Genomic DNA, 15,684 nt, shown 5'->3' on the forward strand with positions numbered 1-15,684 from the left:
TCAATCCAACGCACCAGCGCCGCCGCACTACTGTCCGGCACGCCTTATGCTATTAACAGCTGCCCCTGACGCAGGCTGATCTCGCGTATTCGCTCCTGCCGTCGTCGGTAACGTTCGGCCTCCAGGCCAGGACGCTGAAACAGCGTCGCCTGTACCTCCACCATCAGCATCCACAGGCTTTGCCGCGTTCCCGTCCTGCGTTGGTAAAGGTTCAGCAGCAAGTAGCTGATCAGCGCACAGAGAATCTGGATGCGCACGGCATTCTCGCTACGGCCCAGGAAACGCCTGACCTTCAGGTGTTGCTTGATCCATTTGAAAAACAGCTCGATCCGCCAGCGATCCCGGTAGCGCTCGGCGATTTCTGCCGCCGGGCTGCTCAGGTCGTTGGTCGCCAGGCTTAGAGGCGGCTCATCGCCTGGGCGGTTCACCAGGATCCGCCGCAGGGGCTGGGTGTAGTGATTACGCCGTCGGCCACCTGGGTTGCGGTTGGAGAAGTTCACCTCTTCGTCTCGCAGGATCGTTTCCCGGTCTTGCTGGGGAACCTCGCGCTGGGCCAGGACCTTGAGCCGCACATTGGACTTGAATCGTGTGACGAAGCGGGCCTTCTGGGCATCCAGGCTCGCCCACCAGTTGAAGTCGTAATAGCCCTTGTCGAATACGTAGGTGGCCTGTGGCTCGATACCCAGCGTCCGGCCTTCGTCGATGTCGTTGACGTTGGCTGCGCTGAAGCTGCAATGCACCGGCGCCGCCGCCTGCTCGGCATACAGCACATGGACTTTCAGCCCCTGGGAGCGGGTTCGATTGGACAGCGTCCATTCGTCGAAGCCAGGGCCCTTGAGGGTGATCGTGGTGGAGTCCAGCAGGTACAGCAGTTCCTTCCCGTCACGGCGTAACTGCCGGCAGACGCCCGCCATCAGGTAGTGCGCAACCTGGGCGAAGACCTCGGTATTACGGCGTTCGTTGGCGTCGGCCAGGGTGGAACGCCGGATCGGGCCCGTACCCAGGTGATAGTGCTGATGGGGATGGCTGTTGAAGCTGGTTTCAAGCGCCCGCAGGCTGCTCACGCCGGCCAGTTGGGCATACACCATGGCGACCAGGTGATCCCAGCTGCCAAAGCGCTTGCTGTGCTTGTCGGCGCCGTGTTCGGCGACCAGTCGATCGAAGACGCCGCGAGGCAGCGCTTTTAGTACATCGTGAAAACGGCTTATCCTGAACATCTTGCGGGGGCTGTGAGGTTGAGTTGGCGCTCAACGGTTTAACCCGTGCCTTCAGCCCCCGCAAGCCCTCCAGACGCCCCCTCGAAAATATTCCGGACAGTAGTGAGCGCCGCCGGGAAACACGGTTCGCGAGCAAACTCGCCTACGAAGAGCGCCCCTCAGGCACTCCGCCGCAACGGCTGCTCTTGCGCCGGCACCGGCAGCCGGTGCGAATCCCCCCGGCCCATGGCGAAGTATTCGAAGCCATAGCGCGCCATCCGCTCCGGATCGTAGAGGTTGCGCCCATCGAAGATCACCGGCGCCTTCAAGCGGCTGGCCAGCAGCTCGAAGTCCGGGGCCTTGAACTGCTGCCACTCGGTGCAGATCACCAGGGCATCGGCGCCGCCCAGCGCCGCTTCCGGGGTGCCCATCAGCGTCAGGCGTTCGTCATGGCCGTACAGGCGCTGGGCCTCGGGCATGGCTTCGGGGTCGAAGGCGCGGACCTTGGCCCCGGCCGCCCACAGCGCCTCCATCAGGGCGCGGCTGGGGGCGTCGCGCATGTCGTCGGTGTTGGGCTTGAACGACAGGCCCCAGAGGGCGAAGGTGCGGCCCTTGAGGTTGCCGCCGAAGTAGGCGGCGATGCGCTCGAACAGCTTGTGCTTCTGGCGCTGGTTGATGGCCTCCACCGCGCGCAGCAGGTCGCTGGAGCAGCTGGCGTCGTCCGCGCTGTGGATCAGCGCCTGGACGTCCTTGGGGAAGCAGGAGCCGCCGTAGCCGCAGCCGGGGTAGATGAAGTGGTAGCCGATGCGTGGGTCGGCGCCCATGCCCTGGCGCACCGCTTCGATGTCGGCGCCCAGGTGCTCGGCCAGCTCGGCGATCTGGTTGATGAAGCTGATCTTGGTGGCGAGCATGCAGTTGGCGGCGTACTTGGTCAGCTCCGCGCTGCGCAGGTTCATGCACAGGATGCGGTCGTGGTTGCGGTTGAACGGCTCGTAGATCTCGCGCATCACGTCCAGCACCTCGGGCCGCTCGCAGCCGATGACGATGCGGTCGGGGCGGCGGCAGTCGGCCAGGGCCGAGCCTTCCTTGAGGAATTCCGGGTTGGACACGATATCGAAGTCCAGGCTGCGGCCATGCTGGCTCAGCACCTTGTGGATATGCGCCTTGACCAGGTCGCCGGTGCCCACCGGCACCGTGGATTTCTCGACGATCACCACCGGCGCCTTGCGGTGCAGGGCGATGCCCTCGGCCACCGCGAACACCGCGCCCAGGTCGGCCGAGCCGTCGGCGCGCGGCGGCGTGCCCACGGCGATGAACTGCACCAGGCCGTGGGCCGCGGCCACTTCCACCTCGCTGGTGAAGCGCAGGCGGCCGGCTTCCAGGTTCTCCTTCACCAGCTCGGCCAGGCCGGGTTCGTAGATGCTCACCTGGCCGCGCTGCAGCTTGGCGACCTTGGCCTGGTCGATGTCCATGCAGACCACGTCGTGGCCCACTTCGGCCATGACCGCGGCCTGCACCAGGCCGACGTAGCCGATCCCGAATACGCTGATTTTCATGGTTGTGTCCCTGGTGGTTACGGGTGATTCGAGCGCACCGCCGTGCTGCCGCCCTGGCTGGATCCAGCATGCCGGTGCTTCGTTACGGTTCTTTTGCCGCGCGGCGCGTTGATGGTCAGCACGCCGGCGATCACCAGGGCCACGCCGAGGGCGCCGCGGGCGCTGAGCGGTTCGCCGAAGCCGGGCAGCGCGGCGGCGCCCAGGTAGACCAGGGCGTAGCTGATGCTCAGCAGCGAATAGGCGCGACCCAGCGGCAGCTGGCGCAGGGCGCCCAGCCAGCACAGCAGCGACAGCGCGTAGGCCAGCACGGCGGCGGCGAGCACGCCCAGCAGCGGCAGGTGGTAGGTGCTCAGCGCTTGCAGCCACTGCGCCGGCTCGGGCAGGCGCACCATGGCCCAGCGCATGCCCAGTTGGGCACTGCTGACCAGCGCCACGCTGCCCAGCGCCAGGGCAAAGCCGGCGACGCGGCTCATGCCTGCGCCCCCAGCAGCGCCACGCCGGCGCCGATCAGCAGGATGCCCAGCCAGTGGCGCGCATCGACGCTTTCGCCGAAGAGCAGGCGCGCGGCCAGGGTGACCAGCACGAAGTTCAGGCTCAGCATCGGGTAGGCCAGGCCCACCGGCAGGCGCTGCAACAGCAGCAGCCAGAGCAGCAGGGCGGCGCCCAGGCAGGCCACGGCCAGCAGCAGCCAGGGCGACAGCAGCTTGCCCAACAGGCTCAAGTCGCGTTCGCCCCAGCCGTCCACGGCGAGTTTCTGGGCCACCTGGCCGAGGCAGGTGAGCAGGCACACGGCGGCGAGCAGCACGGCGGTCATGGCGCGGCCTGCGGGATCAGCAGGAACACCAGGTGGTTTTCCCGGTAGCTGGTGACGTCCTTGGGCATCAGCGCCAGCTCGGCTTCGTCGCCGGGGCTGTTGACGCGCAGGATCACGCCCACCGGCCCCTTGCGGCGCGCATCGGCGAGCCAGGCGGGGAAGCCTTCCAGGCTCAGCGAGCGGCCCTGGGCGTCGGGGTAGCCGAGGCCGTACTTGAGCTCGCCCTCGGTGTTGAGCAGGAACACCTCGCTGCGCCCGGTGCGCCAGGCCAGCGCCGAGGCGCTGCCCAGGTCGTTGCTCAGCAGGGTGCGGGCGCCGGCCAGCTCCTCCAGGTGCTGGGCGATGAACTGGTCGGGCATCTTGCTGTTGACCATGCGCTCGGGCAGCGCCGCCGGCGCCGCAGCCACCAGCAGCCAGGCGGCCAGCGCCGGTGCGCCCCACAGCTGCTGCGGGCGCAGCCATTGCAGGGCGCCGCACAGGGCCCAGAGGGCGCAGACCAGGCCGATCAGCAGCAGGCTCGGCAGTTGCTGGTGGTACAGCGCCTTCTTCGCCTGCAGGAATGCCAGCGCGGCCAGGCCGAGCAGGCCCAGCAGCAGGTTCAGCGCGCCGTTCAGGCGCAGCGCCCGCAGGCGCCCGCTCTCCAGGGCGCCGGCCAGGGCATCGGCCATCAGCAGGGCCAGGGGCGCGAAGCAGGGCATGATGTAGGTCGGCAGCTTGCCCCTGGCCAGGCTGAAGAACAGGAAGGGCATGGCGAACCACAGCAGCAGGAACACCGCGTGGGGCGTGCGGCGCGCCTGCCAGCCGCGCTGGAAGGCGGCGGGGACCAGCAGCGTCCAGGGCGCCGCGCAGGCGAACAGCAGCGGCACGAAGAACCAGAACGGCCGCGCGTGCTGGGCGTCGCTGCCGGCGAAGCGCTGGATGTGCTCGTGCCAGAAGAAGAAATGCCAGAAGTCCGGCTCGCGCAGGTGCACCGCCAGCGCCCAGGGCAGGCTGGCCAGCAGCGCCACCAGCAGCGCCAGCGGGCCGAGCAGGAAGAGTTCGCCCAGGCGCCGGCGCCACAGCGCGTAGGGCAGCGCCACCAGCACCGGCAGCAGGCCGGCGAGGAAGCCCTTGGTCATGAAGCCCATGGCGCAGGCTGCGCCCAGCGCCACCCAGGCGCCGAGGCGGGCACGGGGCGAGGTGGCCTCGAAGGCGAACCACAGGGCGAACAGGCTCAGGTTCACCCACAGGGTGAATTGCGGGTCGAGGTTGGCGTAGCCGGCCTGCCCGGCGATCAACGCGAAGCTGCCGTAGAGCAGCGCGGCCATCCACGCCCGGGCCGGCTGCGGCCACAGCCGCCGGCCCAGCAGCCACACCAGCAGTGTGCTGCAGGCGCTGACCAGCACCGAGGCGAAGCGCACGCCGAACAGGTTCTCGCCGAACGCCGCCTGGCCGAGGGCGACCAGCCAGTAGCCGGCGACGGGCTTCTCGAAGTAGCGCAGGCCGAGGAAGTGCGGCGCTACCCAGTCGCCGCCATGCAGCATGTCCTGGGCGACCTGCGCGTAGCGCGTCTCGTCGGGTATCCACAGGCCGTGCAGGCCCAGCGGCACGAGGAAGAACAGGACCAGCACGGCCCCGGCCAGCAAGCTATAGCGCCGGTTCATCGCTGTACGCCCAGCCAGCCTTCGCGGCCCGCCAGGCTGCCGCGGCGCAGCTCGCCCAGCGGCAGCGTCGCCGGGTCGGCCGGCAGCAGCTGGCCGAGGGGGCGGAAGCAGATGCCGCCCTCGCGGGCATGGCTCAGCAGCGCGCGGAAGACGTCGGCCATGACGATGCCTTCCACCTCGGCGTGCACGGTGTAGACGTTCAGCGCCCGCGGGCGGAAGCGGGCCATGATGAAGTCGTTGAAGGCGTCGGCGGAAAGGTCCGGGCCCACCACCTCGTCGAAGGTCGGCAGGTCCACCGGCACCTGCGGGGTGCCCGGGCGGCCGTCGGCCAGGCGCGGGCGGAACGGCGAGGCGCCGCGGCAGTCGCTGTTGTAGCGGAAGCCGAAGGCCTCCTTGGCCTGCACGGTGCGCTCGTCGGCGCGCCAGCCGGCCACCGCCGAGCAGTCCACGCGCTGGCCGAGGATGTCGCTGAGGCTGTCCACGCCCAGGGCGATCTGCCGGTGCAGCTGCTCGGCGCTCCAGTGGCCGGCGTTGGCCTGCCAGCCGTGGTGGTCCCAGGCGTGCAGGCCGACCTCGTGGCCGGCGGCCAGGGTGCGCCGCATCAGCGGGCCGAGGTCGCGGCCGATGGGCCGGCCGGGCCAGGCGGTGCCGGCCAGGAGGATGTCCCAGCCGTACAGGCTGGCGGCTTTGGAGCGCAGCATCTTCCACAGGAAGCGCGGCCGCGCCAGGCGCCACAGGTGGCGGCCCATGTTGTCCGGGCCGACGCTGAAGAAGAAGGTCGCCTTCACCCCCGCCTCGTCGAGTAGCTCCAGCAGCCGCGGCACGCCGTCGCGGGTGCCGCGGTAGGTGTCGACGTCGATGCGCAGCCCGGCCTGCATCAGCTGGCGATCCTCAGCTTGCCGGCCTGCTGCTGTTCGGCGATGGCCTCGCGCAGGAAGAAGTCGAGGGTCTTGGCGATGGTCTCGCGCATGTGCACCTTCGGCTCCCAGTCCAGCAGGCGGCGGGCGTTGTCGATGCTCGGCTTGCGGTGCGCCACGTCCTGGTAGCCGTCGCCGTAGAAGCTGCGGCTCTCCACCTCGCGGAAGCCGGCGAAGGGCGGGAAGTGCGCGCGCAGCGGGTGGGCCTCGAACTGGCGCAGCAGTTCCTCGCCCAGCTCGCGGATGCTCGCCTCGTTGTCCGGGTTGCCGATGTTGACGATCTGCCCGTCGCAGCGCCCGCCGTCGTTGTCGACGATGCGCGCCAGGGCTTCGATGCCGTCGTCCACGTCGGTGAAGCAGCGCTTCTGCGCGCCGCCGTCGACCAGGCGGATCGGCGTGCCTTCCACCAGGTGCAGGATCAGCTGGGTGATGGCTCGCGATGAGCCGATGCGCGCCGAGTCCAGGCGGTCCAGGCGCGGGCCCATCCAGTTGAACGGGCGGAACAGGGTGAAGCGCAGGCCCTTCTGGCCGTAGGCCCAGATCACCCGGTCGAGCAGCTGCTTGGACACCGAGTAGATCCAGCGCTGCTTGTTGATCGGGCCCACCACCAGGTTGGAGCTGTCCTCGTCGAAGCTGGCGTCGCTGCACATGCCGTACACCTCGGAGGTGGACGGGAAGATCACCCGCTTGCCGTATTTCACGCAGTAGCGCACCAGCTTGAGGTTTTCCTCGAAGTCCAGCTCGAACACGCGCAGCGGGTTGCGGGTGTACTCGATGGGGGTGGCGATGGCCACCAGCGGCAGCACCACATCGCACTTCTTGATGTGGTACTCGATCCACTCGGTGTGGATGCTGATGTCGCCCTCGACGAAGTGGAAGTCCGGGTTGCTCTTCAGCCGTTCGATGGCGTCGGAGCCGATGTCCAGGCCGTACACCTCGTAGTGGCCGTCGCGCAGCAGGCGCTCGGAGAGGTGGTTGCCGATGAAGCCGTTGACGCCGAGGATCAGCACCCGCGTCTTGCGCCGGGGCTTGCCCACCGCGTGCAGCCGCGAGCCGGTCACCAGGCCCATCTCGCGGGCCAGTTGCGCGCCGGCGAGGAACAGCCCGGCGTCGCCCTGCTGGCCGGCGACTATCTCCAGGCTGTCTTCGCCGCAGGCGATGCGCAGCGGTTCCACGCCAAGCACGGCGCCGGCCGGGCGGCCCTGGTTGCCGGGCACCACCTTCGACTGCCAGACGATCAGCTTGCGCTCGCCCACCGGGGCGAAGGCGCCGGGGTAGGGTTGCGTCACCGCGCGCACCAGGTTGTGCAGTTCGCTGGCCGGGCGGCGCCAGTCGAGCAGGCCGTCGGCCGGGGTGCGGCGGCCGAAGTAGCTGGCCTGGCTTTCGTCCTGTTCGCGCTCGACGAAGTCGCCTTCGAGCATCGCCGGCAACAGCCGGCCGAGCAGTTCGCCGGCGGCCTCGCGCAGCTTGCCGTGCAGGCTCAGGGCGGTGTCCTCGGCGTCGATGGCCACGCGCTGCTGGGCGATGATGGCGCCGGCGTCGGGGCGCTTGACCATGCGGTGCAGGGTCACGCCGGTTTCGCTTTCTCCGTTGACCAGCACCCAGTTGGCCGGGGCGCGGCCGCGGTAGCGCGGCAGCAGCGAGCCGTGCAGGTTGAAGGCGCCGCGGCGGGCGCAGGCCAGCAGTTCCTCGCCGAGCAGGTGGCGGTAGTAGAACGAGAAGATGAACTGCGGCTGCAGCTCGCGGATGCGCGCGATCCACAGCGGGTGGTTGACGTCCTCCGGGGCGTGCACCGGGATGCCGCGCTGCGCGCACAGCTGCGCCACCGAGCCGAAGAAGCGGTTTTCCCGCGCATCGTCGGCGTGGGTGAACACCGCGTCGATCTGGTAGCCGGCGGCCAGCAGGGCTTCGATGCCGGCGCAGCCGATGTCGTGGTAGGCGAATACGAGGGTCTTGGCGCTCATTGGGCTAGGGACTCGACGGCAGGGGTAGGGGAGATCGACGCGGTGCTGGCGGTGGGCAGGGCCGCGCCGCGCGCCACGCGCTCGATGAAGAAGCGCGGGCGGGCGCGCACGTCGTTGTACATGCGGCCCAGGTACTCGCCGAGCAGGCCCATGCCGACCAGCTGCACGCCGCTGAACAGGAATAGGATGGCGAACAGCACGAACAGGCCGTCGCCGGCCCAGGCCGCGCCGAACAGCAGGCGAAGCGCCAGCAGCAGGACGCCGAAGGCCGTCCCGGCCAGGGCCATGCCGGCGCCGACCAGGCTGAGCAGGCGCAGCGGGCTGGTGGTCATGCAGGTGACCAGGTCGAACATCAGGTTGACCAGGCGCAGGAAGCCGTACTTCGACTCGCCGTGCTCGCGCTCGGCGTGGCCGACCACGATCTCGCTGGTGTGGCGGGCGAAGCTGTTGGCCAGGATGGGGATGAAGGTGCTGCGCTCGCGGCAGGCCAGCATCGCCTTGACGATGCCGCGGCGGTAGGCGCGCAGCATGCAGCCGTAGTCGCTCATGGCCACGCCGGTGGAGCGCTGCACGGCCAGGTTGATCAGCTTCGACGGCCAGCGGCGCAGGGCCGAGTCCTGGCGGTTGCCGCGCACCGTGCCGACCACGTCGTAGCCCCTGGCGGCCTGCTCGACCAGGCGCGGGATTTCCTCCGGCGGGTTCTGCAGGTCGGCGTCGAGGGTGATCACCAGGTCGCCGCGGCACTGCTCGAAGCCGGCCATGATCGCCGCGTGCTGGCCGTAGTTGCGGTTGAGGATGACCGCCAGCACGTGGCTGTCGGGCGCCTCGGCGGCTTCCTGGAGCAGTTCGGCGGAGTCGTCGCGGCTGCCGTCGTCGACCAGCACGATTTCGTAGGCGCGGCCGAGCTGGCGGCAGGCGGCGTCGGTGCGGCGCAGCAGTTCGGGCAGGCTGTCCTGCTCGTTGTACACCGGGATGACCACGGAGACGCAGTCGATGGCATAGGGTTTCACGGGTTCACCGAAGAAGGGTTTCGCAGGCCCCGACCACGCGCTCCAGGTCGGCGTCGGTCATGTCGGGGAACAGCGGGATGGAACACAGGCGCGCCGAGTTCCATTCGGTGGCGGGCAGGCTGACGCCGGGGAAGCGCTGGCGGTACCAGCTGTGCAGGTGGGTGCCGATGAAGTGGATGCCGCTGCCGATGCCGCGCTGCTGCAGAGCCTGCATGAAGGCGTCGCGGTGCATGCCGCAGGCCTGCTCGTCGATGCGCAGGATGAACAGGTGCCAGGCGTGCTGCTGCGGGTAGCCGGGCACGCTCAACGGCTGCACCGGCAGGTGCGCCAGGCGCTCCAGGTACTGCGCGGCGAGTTCGGCGCGGCGGGCATTGAGCGCGTCCAGGCGCTCCAGCTGTACCAGGGCAATGGCGGCGTTGATGTCGGTGAGGTTGTACTTGAAGCCTGGCTCGATCACCTGCGCCTGGGGCTTGCGGCCGTGGCTCAGGCGGTCGTAGGCGTCCACCCCCAGGCCGTGGAACTTCAGGGTGCGCACGCGGTTGGCCAGGGCCTCGTCGTCGCTGACGAACATCCCGCCCTCGGCGCAGGTCATGTTCTTGATGGCGTGGAAGGAGAAGATCGCCGTGCCGCGTGAACCGACGTGGCGGCCGCGGTAGCGGGTGCCGGCGGCGTGGGCGGCGTCCTCGATCACTGCGATGCCGTGTCTTTCGGCCAGGGCGTAGAGCGGGTCGAGGTCGAAGGCGGCGCCGGCATAGTGCACCGGGATGATCGCCTTCGTGCGCGGGGTGATGGCCGCCTCGATGCGCGCGGCGTCGGTCATCAGGGTGTCGCGGTCGACGTCGACGAACACCGGCGTGGCGCCCAGCAGGCAGATCATGTTGGCGGTGGACACCCAGGTCTGCGACGGGGTGATTACCTCGTCGCCCGGGCCGATGCCCAGCGCGAGCAGGGCGATGTGCATGGCGCCGGTGGCCGAGGCCACGGCCACGGCGTGCTTGCAGCCGACGTAGTCGGCGAAGCGCTGCTCCAGCAACTGGTTCTGCGGGCCGGTGGTGATCCAGCCGGAGCCGAGCACCTGGCTGACGGCCTGGATTTCCTCGGCGCCGATGCTGGGCCGGGAGAAGGGGAGGAACGCGTTGTCCATGCGGGTCACGGGACTGTGGCCATTGAGTGCATCCATGCTCGCCGAGCAATCGTTAAGAACCCGTTATGAGCATGTTCGGAAAATGTCGCGGCCCTGCCTGCACCCTGGCGGGGCAGGGCAGACGGGTGGGAAGGGAGCGTTGCGGGCCCTTCGCCAGGAGTGCCGGTGCCTGCCGCGCCGGGCGCCGAAAATGGGCCCGCAGGCCGCAGCCGCTCTATTCCGGGGCAAATTGAACGAGCGCTCGATTTGGCCGGAAAACACTGTTGAACACTCGTTCATTCGTGGTTATGGTGATGCCACGCCCCGCCGCCGAACGCCGTTCCCGCCGCGGGTTCTCCGTCATTCGGGTGAGGTCCGTGCATGCGTTATTCGTCGCTTGTGGACAGGATGGTCGGGCCAGGCGCAGCCGCCTGGGATATCCACTACGCCGCCGTGGCGGCGCAACGCGCTGGGGAGGACGCGATCGTCCTCAGCGTCGGCGATCCGGACTTCGCCACCCCGGCCTTCATCACCGACGCCGCGGTGGTCTCGCTGCAGGCCGGCGACACCCATTACAGCGACGTGGCCGGGCGCCCGGAACTGCGCCAGGCCATCGCCGACCTGTACCGGCGGCGCTTCGACCTGCAGGTGTGCGCGGACAACGTTATCGTCCTAGCCGGCGCGCAGAACGCCCTGTTCGCCGCCGCCCTGTGCCTGCTGGAGGCCGGCGACGAAGTCATCGTCTTCGACCCGGTCTACGTCACCTACGAGGCCACCTTGAAGGCCACCGGCGCCAAGCTGGTGGCGGTGCCCACTCCCGCCGACAACGGCTTCCGCCTCGACGCGACGGCCCTGGAAGCTGCCATCACCCCGCGCACCCGGGCGATCTTCTTCGCCAACCCGAACAACCCCACCGGCGTGGTCATGCGCCCCGACGAGCTGCGCGCCATCGCCGCCGTCGCCGAGCGCCACGACCTCTGGGTGGTGGTGGACGAGGTGTACGAGGCGTTGACCTTCGAACAACCGCACCAGAGCTTCGCCGCGCTGCCGGGCATGGCCGCGCGCACCCTGAGCCTGGGCAGCCTGTCCAAGTCCCACGCCATGACCGGCTGGCGCGCCGGCTGGATCGTCGCCGAGCCGAAGCTGGTCGGGCACATCGAGAACCTGGCGCTGAACATGCTCTACGGCCTGCCCGGCTTCGTGCAGGAGGCCGCGCTGGCGGCGGTGCGCCGCCACGACGAGGTGGCCGCCGGGATGCGCGAGGTCTACCGCCGGCGCCGCGACCTGGTGCTGCGGCAACTGGCGCGCAGCCCGCGGCTGAAGGTGCTGAGCCCCGAGGCCGGGATGTTCGTGATGGTCGACGTGCGCGGCACGGGCCTGAGTTCCCTGGACTTCGCCTGGCAGCTGTTCCGCGCCCGCGGCGTGTCGGTGCTCGACGCCGCTGCCTTCGGGCCCCAGGCCGACGGCTTCGTGCGGCTGTCCTTCACCCTGGCCGACGAGACCCTGGCCGAGGCTTGCGAGCGCATCCTCGCCTTCGTCGAATCCCTGCCCGCGGCCTCCCCTGTAGGAGCGGGCCGTGCCCGCGAATCGCGCGCAGGGCGCGCTCCTACACAGAGCGTACCGGCGCAGCCCGCCGGCAAACCGGTGATCGAAGTCTGCGACCTGCACAAGCGCTTCGGCCAGTTCGAGGTGCTCAAGGGCGTCTCGCTGTCGGCCCGCGAGGGCGGCGTGGTCTCGCTGATCGGCGCCAGCGGCTCGGGGAAGAGCACCCTGCTGCGCTGCATCAACATGCTCGAGGTGCCCAACGCCGGCAGCGTCAGCGTCGACGGCGAGATCATCCGCCTCGACCAGGACCGCCACGGCGAGCCGCGGGTGGCCGACCAGAAGCAACTGACGCGCATCCGCTCGCGGCTGGGCATGGTGTTCCAGAACTTCAACCTGTGGCCGCACCGCACCGTGCTGGAGAACCTGATGGAGGCGCCGACCTTCGTCCTCCACGAGAGCCGCGCCGAGACCCGCGAGCGCGCCGAGGCGCTGTTGGCGCGGGTGGGCCTGGCGGAGAAGCGCAACGAATACCCGGCCTTCCTCTCCGGCGGCCAGCAGCAGCGCGTGGCCATCGCCCGCGCCCTGGCGGTGCGGCCGAAGGTGATGCTGTTCGACGAGCCGACCTCGGCGCTGGACCCGGAGCTGGTCGGCGAGGTGCTGCGGGTGATCCGCTCGCTGGCCGAGGAGGGCCGCACCATGATCCTGGTGACCCACGAAATGGCCTTCGCCCGCGACGTCTCCAGCCACGTGGCCTTCCTCCACCAGGGCCTGATCGAGGAGGAGGGCACCCCCGAGGAGGTCTTCGCGCGGCCGCGCAGCGAGCGCTGCCGGCAGTTCGTCAACGCGCACCAGAATCGTTGAACCGGCCGCCCCGCGCGGCCACCCGGGCAAGCTTCTAGCATGACAAACCACAAGAAGGCGGAAGGGGCATCATGAACAGACAGGGTCTTTGCGGTTGGTTGGCGGGTGCGGCATTGCTGGCGGCGGGCATGGCCAGCGCGCAGGCGGAGACATTGCGCTTCGCCCTGGCGGCGGAGCCCTACCCGCCGTTCTCGGTGAAGCAGCCGGACGGCCAGTGGACCGGCTTCGAGCCGGACCTGATCCACAAGGTCTGCGCCGAGATGAAGGCGCAGTGCGAGATCGACGAGGTGGCCTGGGACGGCATCATCCCGGCGTTGATGGCGAAGAAGATCGACGTCATCTTCAACTCCATGTCCATCACCGACGAGCGCGAGAAGCAGATCGCCTTCAGCGTGCCCTACTACGACACCCCGGTGGCGGTGGCCGCGCCGGCCGCCAGCGACATCACCATCAGCCCCGAGGGCCTGAAGGGCAAGGTGATCGGCGTGCAGATCTCCACCGTCAGCTCCAACTACCTGAAGAAGTACTACGAGAAGATCGCCGACGTGCGCTACTACGACACCCAGGACTCGGTGAACGCCGACCTGGTGGCCGGGCGCATCGACCTGATGATGGCCGACGGCATCGCCGTGAAATCCTTCCTCGACTCCCCCGACGCCAAGGCCGCGGGCATCGTCAGCAAGGGCGAGGTGCCCCACGACCCGCTGTTCGGCCGCGGCGTGGGCGCCGGCCTGCGCAAGGACGACACCGCGCTGAAGGCCAGGCTCGACGAGGCCATCGGCAAGCTGCTGGCCAGCGACGACTACAAGGCGCTGTCGGACAAGTACTTCGGCCTCAGCGTCGCGCCCAAGCAGCAGTGATGAGCCGGCGCCGCCCCTGCCCGGGCGGCGCCGTCGTTCGAGGAATTCACCATGCAATCCTATCTCGACCTCGTCGGCTTCGGCGCCCAGGGCTGGGGGCCGGCGCTGCTGCGCGGGCTGCTGGTCACCCTGCAGATTTCCTTCGGCGCCTTCCTGGTCGGCATGCTGATCGGCCTGGGCGCCGCCAGCGCCAAGCTCAACGGCCCGCGCCCGCTGGCCGCCGCCGCGCGCGGCTATACCACGCTGTGCCGGGCGGTGCCGGAGCTGCTGCTGATCCTGCTGCTGTACTACGTCGGCTCCATGGGCCTGAACCAGTTGTTCGCCTGGCTCGGCTACGGCGACGTGAAGCTCAACGGCACCATGGTCGCCATCGCCGTGCTCGGCCTGGTGCAGGGCGCCTACGCCTCGGAAATCTTCCGCGGCGCCATCCAGGCCATCCCCTACGGCCAGATCGAGGCGGCGCGGGCCTACGGCATGCACGGCTTCGGCCTGTTCCGCCGCGTCACCCTGCCGATCATGGCGCCCAACGCCCTGGCCGGGATGGCCAACCTGTGGGTCAACCTGATCAAGGACAGCGCGCTGATCAGCGTGGTGGGCACCAACGAGCTGCTCTACACCGCCAAGCAGGCGGCCGGCTCGACGCGCCACTACCTGACCTTCTACCTCACCGCGGCGGCGCTGTACTACCTGCTCACGGTGCTCTCCAACCTGTTCTCCGGCTGGCTCGAGCGGCGTTTCCGCCGCTGGATACCGGCGGTATGAGGCGCGCGCGATGAGCGATCACTGGATATTCGCCTACGCCAGCCTGCTGCTGCGCGGCCTGGGCACCACCCTGTCGCTGCTGCTGGTCAGCGCCGTGCTCGGCTTCGCCCTGGCGCTGCTGGTGGCGCTGGCGCGGATGTCGCGCAACCTGTTCGTGGCCAAGGCCAGCCTGGCCTTCACCAGTGTCATCCGCGGCACGCCGCTGCTGGTGCAGATCTACACCTGCTACTACGGCCTGGGCAGCCTGTTCGCCACCTACCCGCCGATCCGCAGCAGCTTCCTCTGGCCGTACCTGCGCGACGGCTACTGGTACATAGTGCTGGCGCTGGTGCTGTCGGTGGGGGCCTATGTCGGCGAGGTGGTGCGCGGCGGCCTCAAGGCCGTGCCGCGCGGCGAGCTGGAAGCCGCCGCGGCCTTCGGCATGCACCGTCGCCTGGTGCTCTACCGGGTGTGGCTGCCGCGGGCGATCCGCCTGCTGCTGCCGACCCTGGCCGGGGAAACGGTGCTGCTGCTCAAGTCCACCGCGCTGGCCTCGACCATCGCCGTGGTCGACCTGCTGGGCGCGGCCAACGTGGTGCGCGCGCAGACCTTCCAGGTGTACCAGCCGCTGCTGCTGGTGGCGGCCATCTACGTGTGCCTGACGTTCATCATCGAGGGCTGTTTCAACCTGCTGGAGCGCGCCACGCCGGTCCGCCGCGAGTCCGCCGCGCCGCGTTCGCGCGCCGGCTGGGTGTTCTGGCGGCGCAAGGCGAAGGTCTAGGCGTAGGCGCCGCGGCGCAGGCCCTCGACCCAGTGGCGGCTGAGCTGCAGGCCGTCCTCGGCGCTGAAGGTGGTGGGGTTCAGGCACCACTCCAGCCACAGGCCGTCGAGCATGGCCGACAGGCCGATGGAGGCCAGGCGCGGGTTGGCGATGGCGAAGCCCTCGCTGCGGGCGAGGTCGGTGATCAGGCCTTCGAGCAGTTGCAGGTAGGCGCGGTAGCCGCGCTCGTGGGCGTCGTTGACCGGCGTGGAATGGCGGATGAGGCTCCAGAACACCACCCAGGGGCTGAGCAGGTCGGGGTCGAGCACGCCCGGGGAGAAGGAGCCGACCAGGAAGGCGTCCAGGCGTGCGGCGGGGTCCGGGCCGGCGGCGGCGACGCTCTCGCGCAGCGACTGGGTGACGCCGGCGGCGAGGCTCTCGTAGGCCTGGGCGACCAGCGCCTCGATGCTGCCGAAGTGGTGGTTGACCAGGCCCACGGCCACCCCCGCTTCCCTGGCGATGCGCCGCACCGAGATGCCGGCGTGGCCATCGGCGACCAGGCACTTGAGGCAGGCGCGCACCAGGTCCTCGCGGCGTTCCTCGGGCGTGGCGCGGCGGGCTTTCTGGCGGGGGCTGTCCACGCGGGGGAGTTCCTTGTGCGGGGCGCCGGGGCGCGGTGGGTGGAATCGATACT

The 15,684-nt window shown here is 69.5% G+C and carries 14 protein-coding genes; 4 read left to right on the forward strand and 10 right to left on the reverse strand.

Features of this window, described 5'->3' with window-relative positions:
- Positions 1-44: 44 nt before the first annotated feature.
- The 9 genes from IG194_RS19995 to arnB form a co-directional block, all read right to left on the reverse strand.
- Positions 45-1,217, reverse strand: a complete 1,173-nt coding sequence (locus IG194_RS19995; protein ID WP_192353599.1) for an IS4 family transposase — start codon at positions 1,215-1,217, stop codon at positions 45-47.
- Positions 1,218-1,375: 158 nt separating this feature from the next.
- Complete coding sequence (locus IG194_RS20000) at positions 1,376-2,752, reverse strand: UDP-glucose dehydrogenase family protein (protein ID WP_058488561.1); 1,377 nt, start codon at positions 2,750-2,752, stop codon at positions 1,376-1,378.
- Positions 2,753-2,769: 17 nt separating this feature from the next.
- Positions 2,770-3,225, reverse strand: a complete 456-nt coding sequence (gene arnF, locus IG194_RS20005; protein WP_058488562.1) for a 4-amino-4-deoxy-L-arabinose-phosphoundecaprenol flippase subunit ArnF — start codon at positions 3,223-3,225, stop codon at positions 2,770-2,772.
- Entirely contained in the window at positions 3,222-3,566 is a 345-nt protein-coding gene (gene arnE / locus IG194_RS20010; protein WP_009617671.1) for a 4-amino-4-deoxy-L-arabinose-phosphoundecaprenol flippase subunit ArnE, read from the reverse strand. The genes arnF and arnE overlap by 4 nt, the downstream gene beginning before the upstream one ends.
- Positions 3,563-5,209 (reverse strand): lipid IV(A) 4-amino-4-deoxy-L-arabinosyltransferase, encoded by a 1,647-nt coding sequence (arnT, locus tag IG194_RS20015; protein WP_058488563.1) that lies wholly within the window; start codon positions 5,207-5,209, stop codon positions 3,563-3,565. Before arnT ends, arnE begins: the two co-directional genes overlap by 4 nt.
- Positions 5,206-6,090, reverse strand: coding sequence for a 4-deoxy-4-formamido-L-arabinose-phosphoundecaprenol deformylase (gene arnD, locus IG194_RS20020; RefSeq protein WP_176707137.1), 885 nt, complete (start codon positions 6,088-6,090; stop codon positions 5,206-5,208). The genes arnT and arnD overlap by 4 nt, the downstream gene beginning before the upstream one ends.
- Entirely contained in the window at positions 6,087-8,090 is a 2,004-nt protein-coding gene (gene arnA, locus IG194_RS20025; RefSeq protein WP_058488565.1) for a bifunctional UDP-4-amino-4-deoxy-L-arabinose formyltransferase/UDP-glucuronic acid oxidase ArnA, read from the reverse strand. Before arnA ends, arnD begins: the two co-directional genes overlap by 4 nt.
- Positions 8,087-9,100 (reverse strand): undecaprenyl-phosphate 4-deoxy-4-formamido-L-arabinose transferase, encoded by a 1,014-nt coding sequence (gene arnC / locus IG194_RS20030; RefSeq protein ID WP_043318122.1) that lies wholly within the window; start codon positions 9,098-9,100, stop codon positions 8,087-8,089. The genes arnA and arnC overlap by 4 nt, the downstream gene beginning before the upstream one ends.
- Before the next feature lie 4 nt (positions 9,101-9,104).
- Entirely contained in the window at positions 9,105-10,244 is a 1,140-nt protein-coding gene (arnB, locus tag IG194_RS20035; RefSeq protein WP_058488566.1) for a UDP-4-amino-4-deoxy-L-arabinose aminotransferase, read from the reverse strand.
- 360 nt (positions 10,245-10,604) lie between these two features.
- On the opposite strand from arnB, the gene IG194_RS33160 reads away from it, so the two are divergent.
- The 4 genes from IG194_RS33160 (at position 10,605) to IG194_RS20055 (ending at position 15,011) form a co-directional block, all read left to right on the forward strand.
- Positions 10,605-12,629, forward strand: coding sequence for an aminotransferase class I/II-fold pyridoxal phosphate-dependent enzyme (locus tag IG194_RS33160; RefSeq protein ID WP_058488567.1), 2,025 nt, complete (start codon positions 10,605-10,607; stop codon positions 12,627-12,629).
- Between the two features lie 71 nt (positions 12,630-12,700).
- On the forward strand, positions 12,701-13,489 hold the full coding sequence (locus tag IG194_RS20045) for a transporter substrate-binding domain-containing protein (protein WP_058488568.1): 789 nt from the start codon (positions 12,701-12,703) through the stop codon (positions 13,487-13,489).
- A gap of 51 nt (positions 13,490-13,540) precedes the next feature.
- Positions 13,541-14,251: an ABC transporter permease gene (locus IG194_RS20050; protein WP_009617684.1), complete on the forward strand. Its 711-nt coding sequence runs from the start codon at positions 13,541-13,543 to the stop codon at positions 14,249-14,251.
- 10 nt (positions 14,252-14,261) lie between these two features.
- Positions 14,262-15,011: an ABC transporter permease gene (locus IG194_RS20055; RefSeq protein WP_058488569.1), complete on the forward strand. Its 750-nt coding sequence runs from the start codon at positions 14,262-14,264 to the stop codon at positions 15,009-15,011.
- Here IG194_RS20055 and IG194_RS20060 read toward each other — a convergent pair.
- Positions 15,008-15,631, reverse strand: coding sequence for a TetR/AcrR family transcriptional regulator (locus IG194_RS20060; RefSeq protein ID WP_058488570.1), 624 nt, complete (start codon positions 15,629-15,631; stop codon positions 15,008-15,010). The two genes, IG194_RS20055 and IG194_RS20060, sit on opposite strands and share 4 nt — an antisense overlap.
- Positions 15,632-15,684 lie beyond the last annotated feature (53 nt).

Source organism: Pseudomonas sp. ADPe, from assembly GCF_014843515.1.
Classification (GTDB): Bacteria; Pseudomonadota; Gammaproteobacteria; order Pseudomonadales; family Pseudomonadaceae; genus Pseudomonas; species Pseudomonas citronellolis.